General features: G+C 40.3%; 16 protein-coding genes. 5 read left to right on the forward strand and 11 right to left on the reverse strand.

All coding sequences use genetic code 11. The annotated features are described in order from the left end of the window. Positions 1 to 18 precede the first annotated feature (18 nt). Entirely contained in the window at positions 19 to 1,272 is a 1,254-nt protein-coding gene (locus FTU38_RS06370; RefSeq protein WP_168379059.1) for an exonuclease SbcCD subunit D C-terminal domain-containing protein, read from the forward strand. Between the two features lie 9 nt (positions 1,273 to 1,281). Beyond that, positions 1,282 to 4,875 (forward strand): AAA family ATPase, encoded by a 3,594-nt coding sequence (locus FTU38_RS06375; RefSeq protein WP_180110800.1) that lies wholly within the window; start codon positions 1,282 to 1,284, stop codon positions 4,873 to 4,875. Between the two features lie 48 nt (positions 4,876 to 4,923). Here the strand turns inward: FTU38_RS06375 and FTU38_RS06380 are convergent, their stop codons facing one another. Next, on the reverse strand, positions 4,924 to 5,724 hold the full coding sequence (locus FTU38_RS06380) for a thioesterase family protein (protein ID WP_168379061.1): 801 nt from the start codon (positions 5,722 to 5,724) through the stop codon (positions 4,924 to 4,926). Between the two features lie 194 nt (positions 5,725 to 5,918). Then, positions 5,919 to 6,605: a YggS family pyridoxal phosphate-dependent enzyme gene (locus FTU38_RS06385; RefSeq protein WP_168379062.1), complete on the reverse strand. Its 687-nt coding sequence runs from the start codon at positions 6,603 to 6,605 to the stop codon at positions 5,919 to 5,921. A 125-nt stretch (positions 6,606 to 6,730) separates the two neighbouring features. Between FTU38_RS06385 and FTU38_RS06390 the strand changes: the two genes are divergently transcribed. Together FTU38_RS06390 and FTU38_RS06395 are read left to right on the forward strand one after the other, a co-directional pair. Then, positions 6,731 to 7,768 (forward strand): type IV pilus twitching motility protein PilT, encoded by a 1,038-nt coding sequence (locus FTU38_RS06390; protein ID WP_078190026.1) that lies wholly within the window; start codon positions 6,731 to 6,733, stop codon positions 7,766 to 7,768. A gap of 27 nt (positions 7,769 to 7,795) precedes the next feature. Continuing rightward, positions 7,796 to 8,917 (forward strand): PilT/PilU family type 4a pilus ATPase, encoded by a 1,122-nt coding sequence (locus tag FTU38_RS06395; RefSeq protein WP_078193100.1) that lies wholly within the window; start codon positions 7,796 to 7,798, stop codon positions 8,915 to 8,917. A 78-nt stretch (positions 8,918 to 8,995) separates the two neighbouring features. Here FTU38_RS06395 and fur read toward each other — a convergent pair whose 3' ends face one another. Beyond that, positions 8,996 to 9,433, reverse strand: coding sequence for a ferric iron uptake transcriptional regulator (fur, locus tag FTU38_RS06400; RefSeq protein WP_078193101.1), 438 nt, complete (start codon positions 9,431 to 9,433; stop codon positions 8,996 to 8,998). A 112-nt stretch (positions 9,434 to 9,545) separates the two neighbouring features. Between fur and FTU38_RS06405 the strand changes: the two genes are divergently transcribed. Then, positions 9,546 to 9,944: an outer membrane protein assembly factor BamE gene (locus FTU38_RS06405; RefSeq protein WP_078193102.1), complete on the forward strand. Its 399-nt coding sequence runs from the start codon at positions 9,546 to 9,548 to the stop codon at positions 9,942 to 9,944. 43 nt (positions 9,945 to 9,987) lie between these two features. Here FTU38_RS06405 and FTU38_RS06410 read toward each other — a convergent pair whose 3' ends face one another. From FTU38_RS06410 to FTU38_RS06445, 8 genes are all read right to left on the reverse strand, one after another. Next, positions 9,988 to 10,314, reverse strand: coding sequence for an RnfH family protein (locus FTU38_RS06410; protein ID WP_111885267.1), 327 nt, complete (start codon positions 10,312 to 10,314; stop codon positions 9,988 to 9,990). Continuing rightward, positions 10,314 to 11,396, reverse strand: coding sequence for a hypothetical protein (locus tag FTU38_RS06415; RefSeq protein ID WP_180110801.1), 1,083 nt, complete (start codon positions 11,394 to 11,396; stop codon positions 10,314 to 10,316). The genes FTU38_RS06410 and FTU38_RS06415 overlap by 1 nt, the downstream gene beginning before the upstream one ends. Positions 11,397 to 11,538: 142 nt before the next feature. Continuing rightward, complete coding sequence (locus FTU38_RS06420; protein WP_180110802.1) at positions 11,539 to 11,994, reverse strand: bacteriohemerythrin; 456 nt, start codon at positions 11,992 to 11,994, stop codon at positions 11,539 to 11,541. 263 nt (positions 11,995 to 12,257) lie between these two features. After that, a complete protein-coding gene (locus FTU38_RS06425; RefSeq protein WP_180110803.1) occupies positions 12,258 to 13,106 on the reverse strand; it encodes a class II glutamine amidotransferase in 849 nt (282 codons plus the stop codon). A 209-nt stretch (positions 13,107 to 13,315) separates the two neighbouring features. Then, positions 13,316 to 14,224 (reverse strand): acetylglutamate kinase, encoded by a 909-nt coding sequence (gene argB / locus FTU38_RS06430; RefSeq protein WP_078190033.1) that lies wholly within the window; start codon positions 14,222 to 14,224, stop codon positions 13,316 to 13,318. 10 nt (positions 14,225 to 14,234) lie between these two features. Continuing rightward, positions 14,235 to 15,659 carry a phosphomannomutase/phosphoglucomutase gene (locus FTU38_RS06435; RefSeq protein ID WP_180110804.1) on the reverse strand — a complete coding sequence of 475 codons (1,425 nt, stop codon included), beginning with the start codon at positions 15,657 to 15,659 and terminating at the stop codon, positions 14,235 to 14,237. Between the two features lie 592 nt (positions 15,660 to 16,251). Beyond that, positions 16,252 to 16,704 carry a dUTP diphosphatase gene (gene dut / locus FTU38_RS06440; protein ID WP_180110805.1) on the reverse strand — a complete coding sequence of 151 codons (453 nt, stop codon included), beginning with the start codon at positions 16,702 to 16,704 and terminating at the stop codon, positions 16,252 to 16,254. 64 nt (positions 16,705 to 16,768) lie between these two features. Further along, complete coding sequence (locus tag FTU38_RS06445) at positions 16,769 to 18,808, reverse strand: UvrD-helicase domain-containing protein (protein ID WP_180110806.1); 2,040 nt, start codon at positions 18,806 to 18,808, stop codon at positions 16,769 to 16,771. Positions 18,809 to 18,831: the final 23 nt, after the last annotated feature.

An 18,831-nucleotide genomic window follows, 5' to 3' on the forward strand; every position in this document is an offset into this window, starting at 1 on the left:
TGATTTTTGGGGGCTTGCATGACTGTTCGTTTTTTTCATACTTCTGATTGGCATTTAGGACAATTCTTCTATAACCACTCACGTGACTACGAACACGAACAGTTTCTTCATTGGTTACTCGAACAAATAGAACAAAAGCAGCCGCATGCCCTGCTGATAGCTGGCGATATTTTTGATGTCATCAACCCAGCTTCCAAAGCGCAAAAACAGCTCTATCAATTTTTAGCCGATGCGCATGTGCGTGCCCCGCACATGCAAACCCTGATGATCGCAGGCAATCATGACTCAGGTTACCGTATTGAACAAGTTGAGCCATTATTAGAAAAATACCATGCCAAAGCTGTTGGCGTGGTCCATAAAAATACTGAAGGTCAGCTCGATTTAGACCGATTACTCGTGCCTATTTATGATGAACACAAAAATATTGTGGCATGGTGTCTAACCTTACCTTTTTTACGGGCTGCCGAGATCACCGGATTCAATGATCAAACCACCAATAGCCAAAACGCTATTACCTATGTGCATCAGCAATTAATTGCGGAAGCCAAAGCACGTAAAACTTCAGATCAAGCCTTAATTTTAATGTCACATGCCCACATGCAAGGCGGTGAAACGTCGGACTCAGAGCGCCCGATTATTATTGGCAATGAAGAAGCGCTTTCGACTGCCCTATTTGATGATGTAATTGACTATGTCGCACTTGGGCATTTGCATAAACCGCAAAAAGTCGCACAGACCCATATCCGTTATAGCGGCTCACCGATTCCCCTGTCATTTAGTGAAATTAATTATAAGCACCAAGTGCTTGAGATCAGTATTGATCCAACTCAAACAGATGAATCACGCTTTCAAATGGGGTCCTTAGCAATTCCGCGCAGTGTGCAATTGCATCGCATCAAAGGCACAATTCCAGAAGTTTTGGCACAATTATCTGCTTTGGCGAGCGGTGAAATTGAAGATATTGATCAGCGTGAATATGTCGAAATTGAATACCATACCGACACCCCGCCTGCACCTAATTTAAGACAGCAGTTTGAAGAGGCTTTAGCGCCGAACCGTTATCGGTTGGTGCGCATCAGCCGCCGTTATTTAAACTCAGATCAAAATAATCAGCAACAAGCCGCAATCAACCTTGATCCACCTACGCCTGAAAAATTATTCCAAAACCTTTGGGAAAAACAAGGCTATGGTGCTGATGACACCGTAATGAAAGATTTTTTAAGTTTGGTCGATGAAGCACAAAAATCACTTGAAGATGATGTGAACGCTTAAGGAATTGCCATGAAAATTTTATCTATACGTATTAAAAACTTGGCATCTTTAGCGGGTGAACATTTTATTGATTTTGAATCTGAGCCTTTAGCCAGTGCAGGCTTAGTAGCAATTATTGGCAAAACTGGTGCAGGTAAATCAACCATTTTAGATGCCATGTGTTTGGCGCTGTTTAATCGTGTGCCACGTTTAAAAGACAGCGATGGTAAACTGATCGATATCGATGGTTCAGAGTTGCCAACCAACTCACCGCAAACCGTATTACGCCGTGGCACAGGTCAAGGCTTTGCCGAGCTCAGCTTTGTTGCCCAAGACCAAAAAGTCTATTCAGCGCGTTGGGAAATTAAACGTGCCCGTGAAAACCCAAATGGCAAATTGCAAAGCGTACAGCGTTCACTGAAATGCTTAACGGATGGCAGTGTCGTTGCAGATAAAACTAAAGCGGTTGAGAGCCAAATTTTACGCATTACTCAACTCAGTTTTGAGCAATTTACTCGTGCTGTTTTACTGGCTCAGTCAGAAGTGACCGCTTTTTTAAAAGCGCGTGATAATGAACGTGGCGAGCTATTGGAATATCTGACCAATTCCAGTATTTTCGGAAAAATTGGTCAATTGGCCTTTGAAAAAACTAAACAAATTGCCAATCAGCGTAAAGAGCTGGAAAATGTTTTAGGACATATTGAAATATTGTCTGATGAAGATCTAATAACAACCACGAATCAATTCAATACGGTTTCTACAGAATATAAAAAGCTGGAAATAGAAAAATCAGCGTTCGAAAAAAATCAACAGTGGTACGAACAAAAGCAAAAATACGAAACTGATGTGCAAGCACGTCAGCAACAACTACAAAATCAGCAACAACAACTTGATGCACTTGCGCCTGAAAAGCTACAACTGCAACAACTTGAACGCTTTTCATCTATACGCCCAAGTGTAATTCAACAAAAAAATATCAAGCTTGAAATTGCACAATTACAGCCGCAATTGACACATGCACAACAGCATTTTTCAGAGATTGAACAACAATTCAATGCTGAAAAAACCATCTTTGAAAAAATAGATACAGAACAAAAACAACAGCATCAATTTGAGATTCAACATCAAGACAAAATTAAACTGGTGCGTGACCGGATTGCTGAACGTCTTGTATTGGTAGATCAATTACGCAAAGCGCAAGGTGATTTTAAAGAGATTGAAAACCAACTTGTTCCGCATATCAACAATGAAAAACAGATGAAGGAACAGCTTGAGCAACTGCAAACCAATATTGCTCAACACACGACACAGCTAGAAAGTTCAAATCACTTTGCCTCACTCGATGATGCACTTTCAGCGCATATCACACAGACTCAACGATTTATTCAAAGTTATGCACAATTTGAAAAAAATTATGGCAATGTGCAACAAGCCAATACACAATTACAGACACAACAAAAACAACTTGAAAAATTAACGCAAACATTTGGGCAAGAAGATGCGCTCAATCAGAAAATTTCATCACTACGTTACGAACGTGACCAGCTTTTACAAAAATTAAATCAGCTCAATGTTGTTCAGCAACAATGGCAAAGCTTCCAAAATATTGATGCTGAAAACAACAATCTCATGACGGTGAAACGTACACTAGCTCAGCAAATTAAACAAAGTCATACGCAGCTAAAAACGGCCGAACTTACCTATCAAACGCAGAAAAATGAGCGTGAAAAACTGCAACACATGTTGCAACAACAGCGCTTACTGAATACGGAAAATATTGAAAAATTGCGTGCAGATTTGGTCGATGGCGAAGCGTGTTTAGTCTGTGGAAGTACCCATCATCCTTATTCAGAAAAAGAAGCTTTTTCTGATGAATTACTGAAACTACAAACGCAACAAGAACAACAAGCACTTGCATTGGAAAAAGTGGCTTTCGAAGCTTGGCAAAAATTACAAACCACCTCCACTCAGCAAACCGCGTTAATGGATGCCAATGCGCAACAGCTAGCGACCTTAAAAATACAACTTGATCAGGCAAAAAATGCGCTTCAACAACAATTAAATATTCTAAATATTTCTTTTGATTTTTCACATCAGCATGAAGCCTTGGCGCAACTGATTCAGACAAGAATCAATGAATCACAACAAGCGCAAAAACAAACTGAAGATGCCTTAATTTCACATGAAAATGCTCAAAAACAAAGTCATGCACTCATAACTTCAATTCAACAAACCACACAGCACTTATCCAGTGTGCAACAAGCTGAAATCAATATTCAGCATATTCTCATTGTGTTGAATGACGTAGAAAAAAAATTATGGGAACAGTCGACTTTAAGCGCGGCTGAACAGATTTATCACACACTACAACAACGTCAAAATTACTTAAAGCAACGCCACGAGTTAAATACTCAATATAATCAAACCTCACAACAGCTTGAGCACTATCAGCAACAAATTAAATTTAGTCAGGAAAAAATTCAAACGGCTCAAAATCTAATTGAAAATTTAACAATTGAGGGCAAAAAAAATAGTGATATTGCGATTCAAACTATTTTTGAGATGACCCAAACACAAGTTGAAAAACCACATGATTGGTTAAATGATTTTGACCAAAACAGACAACTGTTACAGACGAGATTCAATCAGGCTCGTCAAACATTCGATCAAGTACGTCAAGCCTTTGAAACCAGTCAAAGTCGCTTAAAAGAATACCTCACCCAGCAAACACAATTAGTCACTCAAATGAGGCATGTTGAAAATACGCTTCAACAATGGATGAGCCAAAATTCAGAATTTAGTGAAACGCTGTTAGCGCAACTTAGTGCAATTTCATATGAACAAGAACAGCAGCTTAAACAGCGTGTTTTAAATGCAGAACGTGCCTATTCAGATGCTCAAGCAGGTATTCAGGCTATTCAAGAAACGTTGAAACAGCATTTAAAAACACAGCCTGAAATACAAATTTTACAAATCGAGCGTGTCATTGCACTAAATCTTAAAGCCCTTGCAGAACAGCAAGAACTTAGAGATCAACTTAAAAGTAAGTTAGATGTTCATTTTTCTAACCTCAGCAAACAAAAACAATTTGCCGATCAGATTCAACAGATCCAATCTGAAGAACATCGTTGGAATAAAATTTCGAGCTTAATGGGCGATGCAACGGGCAAGAAGTTCCGTGATTTGGCGCAGCAATATAACCTTGATATTTTAATCGAGTATGCTAACCAGCAATTGGCGATACTTTCACAGCGCTATACCTTAAAGCGCCTTGAAAATTCCTTAAGTCTAGCCATTATCGATCATGACATGGATGGCGAAACTCGCTCTGTCTCTTCGCTTTCAGGTGGTGAGTCGTTCTTAACAGCACTCGCTTTATCCTTAGCCATTGCAAGCATGGCATCAGGAACAACGAAAATCGAAAGCCTATTTATTGACGAAGGATTTGGCACGCTAGATGCCTCAAGTCTACACATGGTCATGAATGCTCTAGATCAGTTGCAAAACCAAGGCCGTAAAGTAGTATTGATCTCGCATATTCAAGAAATGCACGAACGAATCCCTGTGCAAATTCAAGTCAATCCTGTCGGAGCAGGTGCAAGCACCATCCAAATCGTATCTTAAAAAAAGCCTGCTTAAAGCAGGCTTTATAATTTTTGATTCTCTAGATCATTACGTCCCGAGTGGACGTAGCGTTAAAATCTGTTCACTACGCCCAAATGGGCCATGGACATCATGCAATACAGAACTACTCAAACCAACACCATCCGCTCCATACTGCTGCACGGTTTCCAGACCTAACCACTGTCCCTGTGGTAAACGGTGCAAATGGATTTGTAGATCCAGATTTGGAAAGCCCCAGCCAAATGGCCAATCCTGACGCGGAACAATACCATTGGCGGTATCAACCATGCCCATTAAACGGACAAAATCAGCAGTCGGCTCACCTTCAACCATGTCATGCTGTGTTCTCAACCAAACAATACCTTTACCAGCTCGTCGCTCATGACTTCGAGCTTCAATCGACTGAATAAACCCGCCCGGCCATTGGTGTATCCCTTCCCAAATGGGCGCATTTTCTGGCCCCCAAACCTGATGATCTTCAACTCCAGAAATATCTATTGAGTTTTGCGTCATCATTCGCCATGTCCTTGCGACAATACAGCTTTTGCCCTGCGCCCGCATTTCAGATTCAATCAACTCAATAGTTTTTCCAGGACGGATCACTTGCGTAATTATTTGAAACTCTCCAGCAGGAATTAAGCCCAAAATATCTAGGCTGATGCGCCCGATTCGCATGCCTTCACGTGGCGAAAATTGATTTAATTCAGCACAAATAATTCCTGTAGCAGGCGCCATGTGCTGTTCATGTGCATTCCATGCACCTTGTGCTAAATCGGTCGAACGGTAATGTGCCGTGACACAGCCTTGCGCATCTACTTCGCGTTGAATCAACTGATAATATGCCGTCATGAACTTCCCTATTTGTCCTAGTGTTGAATTACTTCAAAATCAAAAACATCCTGATTATTTTGTACTCAACTTTAATGGAAAGTTCAAATTAAAAGGCTCACTTTGAACCCATAGGTTTCATCCATTGTGAAAACTTATCTGCTGTGCTTACACTTTATAAGCTTGGTTTTTGAAAGCAGGCTGAATCTTCTGTCCTATTTCGAATAATCACGTGCACCAAACAATGCTGTTCCCACGCGAACCATGGTGGATCCCGCAGCAATCGCATCCACCATATCACCTGACATCCCCATACTTAAGGTATCCCAATCTTCAGGTTTCACATGCTGTGCTTTGACGTGTTCAAAGAGCGCTTTGGCATCAGCAAACGCTTGCGGATTGTTGGGTGCAGGAATCACCATCAGTCCACGTAAGCGTAAATTCGGTAGTGCAGAAATCTGAGCGACCAAATCTGCAACTTCATTCGGCTGACAGCCATCCTTCGTATCTTGCGCATCAATATTGACTTGTAGGCAAATATTCAAAGGTGCTTGGCTTGCGTCTCGCTGACTCGATAAACGCTCCGCAATAATTAAACGGTCTACCCCATGCACCCACGCAAATTTTTCAGCCAAATGTTTGGTTTTATTGCGCTGCACATGGCCTATAAAATGCCACTCAATTTCTAAATCCGCCAAAGCCTCAATTTTTTCAAGTGCTTCTTGCAGATAGTTTTCACCAAATGATCGTTGCCCCGTTGCATACATTTCTCTTAGCATTTCAGCAGGATGCGTCTTAGATACAGCCAATAATTCAACCGACTGCTGTGGTCGACCCGCAAGTTGGCAAGCCTGCTCAATTTGCTGCAAAACTTGATTTCGTGCTTCTTGAAGTATATTCATTGACGAGGTTCTCATTTCATTCATCTTTTTTTGCATTGCCCTTCAACTAAGTGTTGGTTAAGCTGTGGGAAAGCCTTATTATTCTATCAAAATAATTAAGATTTAATTTTTATCTCGGGGATTTTATGGACATTACAGAACTATTGGCCTTTGCTGCCAAAAATAACGCTTCGGATTTACATTTATCTTCTGGTATGCCACCAATGATTCGTGTGGATGGTGAAGTTCGTCGTATCAACCTACCTGCTCTTGAACATAAAGAAGTACACAAATTGGTTTACGACATCATGAACGATAAACAGCGTCGTGATTACGAAGAAAAATTAGAAACTGACTTTTCATTTGAAGTCCCTGGTGTGGCACGTTTCCGTGTGAACGCATTTAACCAAAACCGTGGTGCTGGTGCCGTTTTCCGTACCATTCCTTCAAAAGTATTAACCATTGAAGATCTTGGCATGGGCCAAATCTTTAAAGATATTTGTGAATATCCACGTGGCATCGTACTGGTGACCGGTCCAACGGGTTCGGGTAAATCAACCACGCTTGCTGCGATGGTCGATTACATTAACGACAACCGATATGACCATATTCTAACGGTCGAAGACCCGATAGAATTTGTACACGAATCTAAAAAATGTTTGGTCAACCAACGTGAAGTACACCGTGATACCCACGGCTTTAACGAAGCACTTCGTTCCGCACTGCGTGAAGACCCGGATATTATCTTAGTCGGTGAGATGCGTGACCTTGAAACCATTCGTTTGGCACTGACAGCCGCTGAAACAGGTCACTTGGTCTTCGGTACTCTACATACCACCTCTGCGGCAAAAACCATTGACCGTGTGATTGACGTATTCCCTGCTGAAGAAAAAGACATGGTTCGTGCCATGTTATCTGAATCACTTCAAGCCGTAATTTCACAAACCCTACTCAAGAAAAATGGCGGTGGCCGTGTAGCTGCGCATGAAATCATGATCGGTATTCCTGCGATCCGTAACTTGATTCGTGAAAACAAAGTTGCGCAAATGTATTCAGCGATTCAAACGGGTGCCAACTACGGTATGACCACACTCGATCAAAGCTTAAAAAACCTTGTCGCAAAAGGCATTATTAGTACGCAAACTGCACGGACTGCAGCAAAACAACCCGAATCTTTCTTGTAATTTTTTTATTTTTTTGGGGCGATCGTTATGGATTTTAACGGCTTACTTGATTATATGGTGGAGAAAAAAGCATCGGATTTGTTCATTACAGCCGATGTTGAACCCTCGATTAAAATCAATGGGCAAATTTTGCCAATTGGCTCGACTAAGTTACCGGGTCCGACTGTCGGTCAAATCTTACATTCGATAATGTCTGAAAAACAGCGTAAGGAATTTGCCGATACGCGTGAATGTAACTTTGCCATTAGTAATACCAGCAAATCTGCTCGTTTTCGTGTCAGCGCATTTCAACAACGTGACCAGCCAGGTATGGTGCTGCGTCGTATCGAAACCGTCATTCCAACGATGGATGAGTTGAAATTACCGCCGATTTTAAAAGAATTGGCGATGACTAAGCGTGGCATTATCATTTTCGTAGGTGCAACAGGTACAGGTAAATCAACCTCTTTGGCATCTTTGATTGGCTATCGTAATGAAAATAGCAAAGGTCATATCATTACGATTGAAGACCCGATTGAATTTGTGCATCAACACCGAGGTTGTATCATTACCCAACGTGAAGTGGGTATTGATACCGATTCTTTCGAAGTTGCCTTAAAGAATACGCTACGTCAGGCACCTGACGTGATTCTGATTGGTGAGATTCGTTCACGTGAAACCATGGACTATGCGATTGCCTTTGCTGAAACGGGTCACTTGGTTTTTGCTACTCTGCATGCCAACAACGCCAACCAGGCCATCGACCGTATCATTCACTTCTTTGAAGCGGATCGTCATAGTCAACTGTTCATGGACTTGTCTTTGAACTTAAAAGCAATGGTTGCGCAGCAATTGATTCCAACCATTGATGGTAATTCACGTCGTGCTGCCATTGAGATTTTGATCAACTCACCTTTAATTTCAGATTTAATCCGTAAGGGTGAAGTGCACGAAATTAAAGACCTGATGAAGCGTTCTCGTGAACTGGGTATGCAAACCTTTGACCAAGCTTTATATGACCTTTATAAAGCCAAGCAAATTAGCTACAAAGATGCGCTCAAACATGCCGATTCACCGAATGACCTGCGTCTACAGATTAAATTGTCTGAAGAAGGCGGCGAGCATTTACTGCGTGCAAATTCAAATATTACCTTTGATGGTCAACATTAATTTTGCTTAAACGCTTTCGGAAATAAAAAACAGACTTCATATGAAGTCTGTTTTTTATTCATTCTCATCCGCATTGGATTATTTTTTACGATATGCTTCTTGGCATTCAGGCGCATCACAATAGCCATAAAGATTTAATGAGTGACCTGTAAGTTGGAAACCAAATTTTTCTGCCACTTGATGTTGCTCATGCTCAATCACATCATTAGTAAATTCCACCACTTTATTGCAGTTTTGACACACAATATGGTCATGGTGATCTTCTTGCATAATCTCAAAAACAGAATGATTGTTTTCAAAATGATGGCGTTGAATAATACCTGCAGCTTCAAACTGTGTTAACACGCGATACACAGTTGCTAAACCCACATCTTCACCCTGTTCAAGTAAAGTCTTATAAATATCTTCTGCGCTTAAGTGATGTTGTCTTGAATTTTCAAGCAATTCCAATATTTTAATTCGTGGAAGTGTAACTTTAAGTCCAGCTTTACGTAAATCTTGATTTGAAATAGGCATGAAAAAAGGTCTCTCAACAAAATTAAAGTTGGAATATGCAACAAAGTTTAGATGCAGTATGATCTATCCTTGGATCAAATGCATCATAATTAATTTGGGATAGTTTAGCAAAATGCAAAAAATCATGCTGACGTTATTCGTCACTTCATTGCTCGTAGGCTGTTCAACCTTGGGCGTTTATAAAGTTGATATTCCACAAGGTACACCTTTAACTCAAGCACAAGCGGCTAAAATTCAAGTGGGAATGAGCCACCAACAAGTTCGCTTTTTGCTAGGTAGTCCAACTGTTGCCGATCCAATGAATCCGTTACGTTGGGACTACATTTATAAGTATACCCCAGGAACATATGCTAAAAAAGCCAAGATTCCTGCTGCACATGGTCAACACTTAAAAATCTTCTTTGACCAAAACGGTATCGTTCAAAAAATTGAAGGCTTAGAAACCATTCCAGAGTCACAACCAGGCTTACCAGGTTCTAAAGAAGCGATTTTAACTGCGCCACCACTATAGTCGCTTTAAGATAAAAATAAACCCCTAAATTTAGGGGTTTTTTTTATAAGTACAATTGTTTGAAACGATTGCCTCGACAATAACGGCCAACGGGATTTTTCTTGGCGCGATTACGACGAATATCTTTCGGATTAATGGTTAATGCACGATAGATTTCGACGCGATCACCTGCTTCAAGTAACTGAGATGAATCGCTTACACGCGCCCCGAAGATTCCTAGTGTTAATTCTTCGGGTAAATCCACTTGTTTTCGAATGCCACTTTGCACAATAGCATCTTCAACCGTCATACCGGGATTAAAGCTCAGCGGAATTAATATCTGCTGTTCCACGCTCGCATAAGCGACCCATACTTGTAACTGAGCTGTCATTAGAATAACTGCCCAATCACAGCCACCAATGCCAATATTATTGACAAGGGCACTACGATACGTACGGCAATACGCCAAATATTATAAAAGGTTTCATGACTGAAGTTCATTGACTTACGTAGATGACTAATCTTCATAATCCAACCTGCGAAAATCGCATAAATCAGACAAATAATTAAGCCCCAAATCAACAAGGCAATATTAAATACTGGAACAACAGTGCTCAGTGCCCATACAAAAACCGCAACCAATAAAATCGCCCATTGCACCATTACGGCCAATTGGCGTTGTTGTAATTGTTCACGTGCCATTTGAATCAGCAATGCTGAAGCAGCAACCAAACCCACAACCAATGCTAAAGCAGGTACTTGTGTTTTTGCTGCGAAAAAAGCAAAAGCAATCACTGCCAAGAGTTGAGCGATCCAAATTGGAAATACCGTTTTGCTTGCAATCTCTTGTTGCTTCACGGCTGGCAAACTTGACTGCCAGTACAAGCCCATCCCCAAACCACTTGCTACGAGCGCCAAAACAGTTGCATTGCCCCACTCACTAAATTCGAGTGTAGTCATTTTCCATTCTGGCAATGCCGTTCCCATAACATTCGCTAAGACTACTGCAGCAATCACACCAATAGCGGTCAAAATCACTAAAAATTGGCGTGGTACAAACGACAATGCAAATGCAATGACCGCAAGGACAGCCAAAATAATGCTATAGGCAAAGCCATTAGCTGTAAAAATTGCCACATATTGCGACGCGGCTGAAAGCATGGCACCTGCTAAAAATGGAATAAATACTACGGCAAGCCAACCGACTATACGCCATTTGGGTGAAGCATCCGCATCACGTGTTAGCGAAGACAGTGCTTGAACTGCTGTAATTTTTGAACGTTTTGCTAAAGCAATTTCCAAATAACATAGCGGTAAAGCTAAAATAAGCATTGTACCTAGCCACAACAGCCAGAAATCTAGCTGACGTTCAATTTGAATACCTGTTACCGGTGCTAAAGTTGCAATAATGATAAAAGATAAACAGAACGCCATCAGTGGCGATAACCATTTCGACATCGCATTGTCCTGCATGACAAATTCCTTTGAAAATTCTAGCGCTATTTTGCCTTGCTGTGCCTTGAAAATCAAAAACAAAAAGCAAATCACCTTAAAGATGATTTGCTGCGCAAATGATATTATTAGAATTTAATTGTTTTTATTTCATTTTTTGAGGTTATGAAAAGAAACGTGCAAACCAATATTTGCCTTTTTTCTTTTCTTTTTCTTTGATGATACCCATCATATTTTCTTTAACCGCACCGACATAATCAGCATCATCGTGCTGAATATGGTTAATCAGCCATTTTGAAAGCACTTCATGTAATTCATTTTCAATCGCATGCCCCATTTCAAAACGGTCACGATAAGATTCAATTTTTTTAATAAATAAATCATGTACGCGTTTATGTGGCACACGATATTTATAACCCGCTTCTTCTTGTAAAGATTCTTCGAAGGTAAAATGTGATTGCGTGTAATCAATAATGTTTTCCAGAATTTGTTTCACACGATCACGATCTGTATTTGCGTCAATGCCATCAATTTCATTGATGTAGTCAAGAATCCGTTTGTGTTGATCGTCAATCACATCGATACCAGTATTGTATTCTGGAACCCATTTCATTTTCATTACGACCACCTATAAATATGAAGGACTTATCACGTAAATTTCATCATATAATTAAAGGACTTAAATAAAAATGAAGTAAAAAGGTTGGTTTTAATTGAAATACTGCCATTTATAATGTAATCAATTGTTTTTATTATGTTAATTTATTTAATCCCGAGCATAAAGCTAAGATATTTTTTAATCAATTCAATATCTTAGAAAACACCCTTAATTCAATAAAGTGTAAGATATTCATTTTTATAATGAATATCTTTCATTCAAAATTAATACTGATCTGCACGTGTGACACGTTTTAAAGATGGGTCCAGCCGCTCACGTTCTAAACGTTCAACAACCGTCTTTGCAGCACGTATTGGACGACCATGTTGAAATAAAATCATTTCACCCGGCTCAAATACTGTCCAAACTTCATTTTGCGTTAAGGGTTCAGTGGTAATCACGGCAACACGGTCTTCAGGCGTAGTGACTTCACTAAAATCGACTTCAACATCAATATCAATCAACTGTGCAGGCTGAAATGGAAACTCTCGAACCAGCCAATGCAGCTTGGTAATCGCATAACTAAATAGCGCCTGCCCATTCGACAAACAAAAATTAAAGGTGCCATGTTCTGCAATTTTAGGAGAAATTTCTAATAACAGATCAAACACCTGATCGAGTGTAGGTTCGGTATAACCAAAACGTTTCACCATTTGCTCGAGCAAATAGCAAAAGGCCAATTCACTGTCGGTATTGCCGACGGGGCTGAAGCGCCCTGTGAGCTCAGGCTGAAAGCCATGCAGGTCGCCATTATGCGCAAAAATCCACTGTCTGCCCCACAATTCACGACTAAATGGATGTGAGTTTTCAAGATTAATTTTGCCTTGCGTCGCTTTACGAATGTGTGCAATCACATTGCGAGATTTAATCGGATAGTTTCGGATCAGCTCAGCAATCGGAGACTCTACAGCAGATTGATTGTCGACAAATAAACGACATGCTTTATCTTCAAAAAAAGCGATACCAAAGCCATCACAATGATCTGAGGTAATTCCTGCTCGCTGCGAAAATCCCCGAAACGAAAAAGTAATATCGGTAGGAGTCGCACAATTCATTCCGAGCAGCTGGCACATATCGATCATTTCTGCAGTAAATCTATGATTTCTCTATTGTGCATGACAGTTTTAGTTGTTGTAAATCTAAAATCGGCGCCATTATAAGAGTTTTTATAATCCAACAGGGCAAATACATTATTTGATCTTTTCAAATCTCACTTAGCCAACTGATAAATAATAAAAAAGCCTCAAAAGAGGCTTTTTTATATCAAAAAATGCTAAGTATCTTAAGCTTTTTTCACATTGGTTCGATTGGTGATTAATGTACCCACACCATGATCCGTAAAGATTTCAAGTAATGTTGCATGAGGTACACGACCATCAACAATATGTGCGCTGATTACGCCGCCTTTGACTGCATCTAATGCACAGCCAACTTTCGGAATCATGCCGCCATAGATCACGCCAGTTTCAATCAAACGATCGACTTCTTGGGTGGTTAACCCAGTCAGCAGATTTTTATTTTCGTCTAAAACACCCGTGATATTGGTCAATAAAATTAGCTTTTCCGCACCCAATGCTTCAGCCACTTTACCTGCAACCAAGTCAGCATTGATGTTATAGGTGTTGCCGTCTTCGTCTACACCTAATGGTGCAATCACAGGAATAAAATCGCTTTGGGTAAACATCTCAAGTACGTCAGTTTTCACACCAACCACTTCGCCAACGAGACCTAAATCAATCTGTTTTACTGAACCGTCTTCGGCAGTTTTTTCCATTAGCAATTTTTGCGCACGGATCAAATTACCATCTTTACCCGTTAAACCAATGGCACGACCACCGTGTTTATTGATTAAGTTCACAATCGACTTATTCACGCTGCCGCCCAAAACCATCTCAACAACTTCCATGGTTGCAGGGTCTGTCACGCGCATACCGTCAATACGATCTGATTCACGTCCTAATTGTTTAAGGAATGAATCCACTTGTGGACCACCGCCATGTACCACAATCGGGTTTAGACCAACCGTTTTCAGCAATACGATATCACGTGCAAATGAGCTCTCAAGCTCAGGATCGGTCATGGCATTACCACCATACTTCACTACCAGCGTCTTACCCGCAAAACGTTGAATATACGGCAAAGCTTCCGTCAGGATTTGTGCTTTGTCGATGCCAGTATGTTGATGTGGCATTTGCCTCTCCTTATTGAGCATCTGGAATGTCATGAGCAATGTCTGGATAGTGCTCAACTAACATGTAAACAAACAGATCTCGTATTTCTTTTAAGCGTGCTGATGAGTTGGCATCAAAGCGTAAAGTGAAATACTCACCTGTATTCGATGCTCGAATGATGCCAAATCCATCATCAAAATCAAGGCGTATTCCATCAATTTTACTGATTTGTGCCGGAATTCGCGCAGAATTAGCTTCAACCTGCTTTAAAACTTCCGCTGGATCATGTTGATGCGTACTAACATATAAATCTTCGGTACTAAAGCGCTCCGGATATTTCGCCAAAGCTTCTGACAATGTCAGCCCCTGAGTTTGAATATATTCTAAGACCCTTAAGGCAGCATATAGACCATCGTCATAACCGCCGCCGCGACCGTCATTAAAAACATAATGCCCTGCGTATTCACCACCAAAAACCGCTTTGCCTTTAGATTGGGAAATATACTTTCGCAAGAAACTACTGCCCGTTCGAATCATGACAGGCTGCGCATCTAAATCACACACGGTATCCCGAATCATTGTTGAACATTTCACATCAAATACCACCTCTGCATGTGGTTTTTGAGTCAAACAAATTTCAGCAAATAAACACAATAATCGATCTGCAGAAACCACTTTGCCAGTTTCATCAATCAGTACTAAACGATCACCATCACCATCTAAAGCAATGCCAATATCGGCTTTTTGTAGCTGTATGGCTTGGCGGAGATGGGTTAAATGTTTGAGCTGTGATGGATCTGGAGCATGATCAGGGAAATGTCCATCAGCTTGGCAACGTAATGCCAAAACTTCACAGCCTAATTTATTTAATAATAAGGCTGCACAATGCCCAGCTGAACCATGCATGCCATCGATCACAACTTTAAGTGGTTGCTGTAAATGAATGTCATCTAAAATAAATTTCTGATAGGCCAAACAATATTCAGGCTTGATTTCGTGTGGCTCATGTTCAGTCATCAAATGCACACGTTCCGATGAAAAACAATTTCGTGCTTCGACTGCAACGTGTTGAATCATCTCTGGACAAGGTGGCTCACCTTTGATAATCCACTTGATACCATTATCTGATTTTGGATTATGACTCGCCGTCACCATAATGCCATTGCCTTGAAATTGTCCCGCAATAAAATACAACATCGGGCTTGAGCAGCAGCCAATAATTTCCGCTTCAAGGCCAGCCTCATGGCAGACTTTTTGAATTATTTTTGCATAGGTTGGACTGGTTAAACGCGCATCATAGCCAATAGCAAGTCTCTTTTGCCCTACATCTAAATATTGTTTGACTAAGCCACAAGCAATTGACTGAACTAAATCAGCATTTAAGAGCGATATTTTCCCGCGAATGTCATATGCACGAAAAATATGTTGCGGAAAGTGATTAAACAGTGAACCCATACTATGTTCTTCTAATTACATCTTTATTAATTAAAAAATCTTAAATTCTATTGAGAATTTAAGATTTTAATTAAAGGATAAAATCCTGAAAAAAAGTGTAGCTTTTTTATAACAATTTTAGTTAATAATCAATTAATAATATTTAAATACTGATCAAAAACTTAAAAATTAATCCCAAAACTTCTATTTTCCACAAATTATTTTTATATATAAATCATTAATTTACAATTTAAAAAATATCAAACCACCCGTTCATCTATATTTATTTTACTTTTCAAATATTTTTAAATCCCTATTCCACTCTGTACAAATATAGTAAATTGATTAAATTTAAATCAACAAAGAAGGTGCAATTTATTCTTCTCTATTAAAATATAATCCGAGTAATTTCATCAGAATTAATTTTTTTCGAGATAAGCCTATAAACGATATTGATAAAAGCCTAAACACTCTAAATATAGATTTGATTTTGAATAAATTAAAAATTTAAATAAAATGATATAAATAAAAACCATCACGAGGATGGTTTTTATTAGCTACTTGATTGTAGGCATTTACTTGTCAACACACTGGATCAAAAGTCTCGCACTGATTAGTTTTTACCTGTATGACCAAAACCGCCTGCACCACGTTCAGTGGCTTCAAACTCATCTACAATATCAAACTGAGCTTGTACAACTGGCACTAAAACATATTGTGCTAAACGCTCACCCGGCTCTAGGCTAAATGTAGTTTGGCTACGGTTCCAAACAGATACCATCAATTCACCTTGGTAGTCTGAATCAATCAAACCGACCAAGTTACCCAACACGATTCCGTGTTTATGACCTAAGCCTGAACGCGGCAAAATTAAACCTGCAAAGTTAGTGTCTTCGATATAAATCGATAGGCCTGTTTTTACCAGAACAGTTTGACCCGGTTCAATTACGGTGGTTTCTTCTACACATGCACGGAGATCAAGACCTGCCGAACCTGCTGTGGCATAAGTTGGCATTGGCCATTCCGTACCTAAACGTGTGTCGAGAACTTTAACTTGAACTTTCATGGTTCATTCCTGTTTCAATAAAACGAATTTCAAAAAATAAATAAAATATTCTACGCATTAAGCTTTAACGCTTAATCAGCGCGCGTAAATTTTCTAAATAATGCTGTGCTTGCTGTTTAGGATCGATATCCCCTGCCAGCTTTTTCTTGCGCCCTAACCACTCCAATTCATCTTGTGGCAGTTCGTCCAAGAAACGGCTTGGTGTCATTTGTCGCATTTGACCACCGGCTTTACGCTGCTCTGCAAGAGTCATGGTTAAACCTTGACGTGCACGAGTAATCCCCACATACATCAGTCGACGTTCTTCCTCAACCGTGTCGGCAGCAATGGAGTTTTTATGCGGTAGAATTTCTTCTTCCAGACCAATCAAATAAACGAATGGAAATTCCAGACCTTTCGACGCATGAAGTGTTAACAAATTGACTTTATCGGTGTCTTCTTCTTCTTGTTGCTGTTCTAACATATCGAGCAGCACCATTTTACGAATCACACTTTCAATGTTCTTTTCATCTACATCTTCAGCGCGGTTTATCAAACTTTGAATACTGCTATATAGCACTTCAATATTATCCAGTTTGGTTTTTTCCTGCGCAGGTGTAGCTGCAGATTCTTTAACATAGTCGATATAACCTGCTTCAATCATCATGCGACGAATGATCGGAACAGGTTCATCATCTTCTACTAATTCACGAGTAAAGGTCGAAATAAAGTCCGCAAATTCGGCCAATTGGGTTGTGGCTTTTTTCGGAATCGCCATGCTTAAGCGCTGGTCACCTGCTGCACTGAGCAAAGACAAATTACTTTCCTGCGCAAATAAGCCAAGCTTTTCCAAAGTCACCGGACCAATCGCACGTTTTGGCGTATTGATAATTCGTAAAAATGCACTGTCATCTTCAGGGTTGATGATCAAACGTAAGTAGCTCATCAAGTCCTTAATTTCAGCACGAGCGAAGAAAGACTGACCACCCGATAATTTATACGGGATCTGCATTTGGCGTAGCTGTGTCTCTAGAGCACGCGCTTGGAAATTACCACGGTATAAAATGGCGTAGTCTTTCCAATTTTTACCGTTCATCAGCTTGTGCGTAATCAAGTCTTTTACGACGCGTTCTGCTTCATCATCGTCATTACGACAAGTAATCACGCGGATCACTTCACCATGGCCTTTATCTGACCAAAGCTTTTTATCGAAAATATGTGGGTTATTGCCAATAACTGTATTCGCGGCTTTTAAGATCCGACTGGTCGAGCGATAGTTTTGCTCAAGCTTAATCACTTTCAGATTACGGAAATCTTCCTTCAATAAAGCCATATTCTCAGGCTTAGCACCACGCCATGCATAAATCGATTGGTCATCATCACCTACCGCGGTGAACTGTCCCATGACACCCACGAGTAATTTCACCAAAATATATTGCGCGGTGTTGGTATCTTGATATTCGTCGACCAATAAATAGCGGATTCGATTCTGCCAACGATCACGCACTTCTGCATTTTCTTGTAATAAGCGCGTCGGCATGACAATCAAATCATCAAAATCCACAGCATTGTAGGCACGTAAATTACGCTCATACAGTTGATACAGATGTGCAAACTGAACGTCTTCTGCTGTTTCACAGGTGGTATGCGCTTGCTCAGGTGGAATCAGATCGTTTTTCCAATCTGAAATCATTTTCATGGCTTTGGCAATCAGCTCTTTACTTTCTGCACCGGATAAATTGTCGCGATGCATTAAGTCCATCAAAATGCGTTTGCAGTCATCTGCATCTAAAATTGAAAAGTTATTTTTCAGTGGTGTATTTTTTAATTCCAAACGGAGCATGTTTAGCCCGAAGTTATGGAATGTAGAAACCGACAACCCTTTTGCCTCTTCACGGCTCATCAGCTTCGTCACACGCTCTTTCATTTCACGCGCAGCTTTGTTGGTAAAGGTCATCGCGGTGATACGGTGCGCAGGAATACCACAATGCTTCACCAAATAGGCAATTTTACGGGTAATCACCGATGTTTTGCCTGAACCTGCCCCTGCAAGTACTAACAAGGGTCCTTGAGTGTATTTCATTGCTTCAAGTTGCTTGTCGTTCAACTGACTTGCCAGTGACATAGTCTTTCCTCTTATTAATTCGA

The sequence above is a fragment of the Acinetobacter sp. YH12098 genome, assembly GCF_013419235.1.
Classification (GTDB): domain Bacteria; phylum Pseudomonadota; class Gammaproteobacteria; order Pseudomonadales; family Moraxellaceae; genus Acinetobacter; species Acinetobacter amyesii.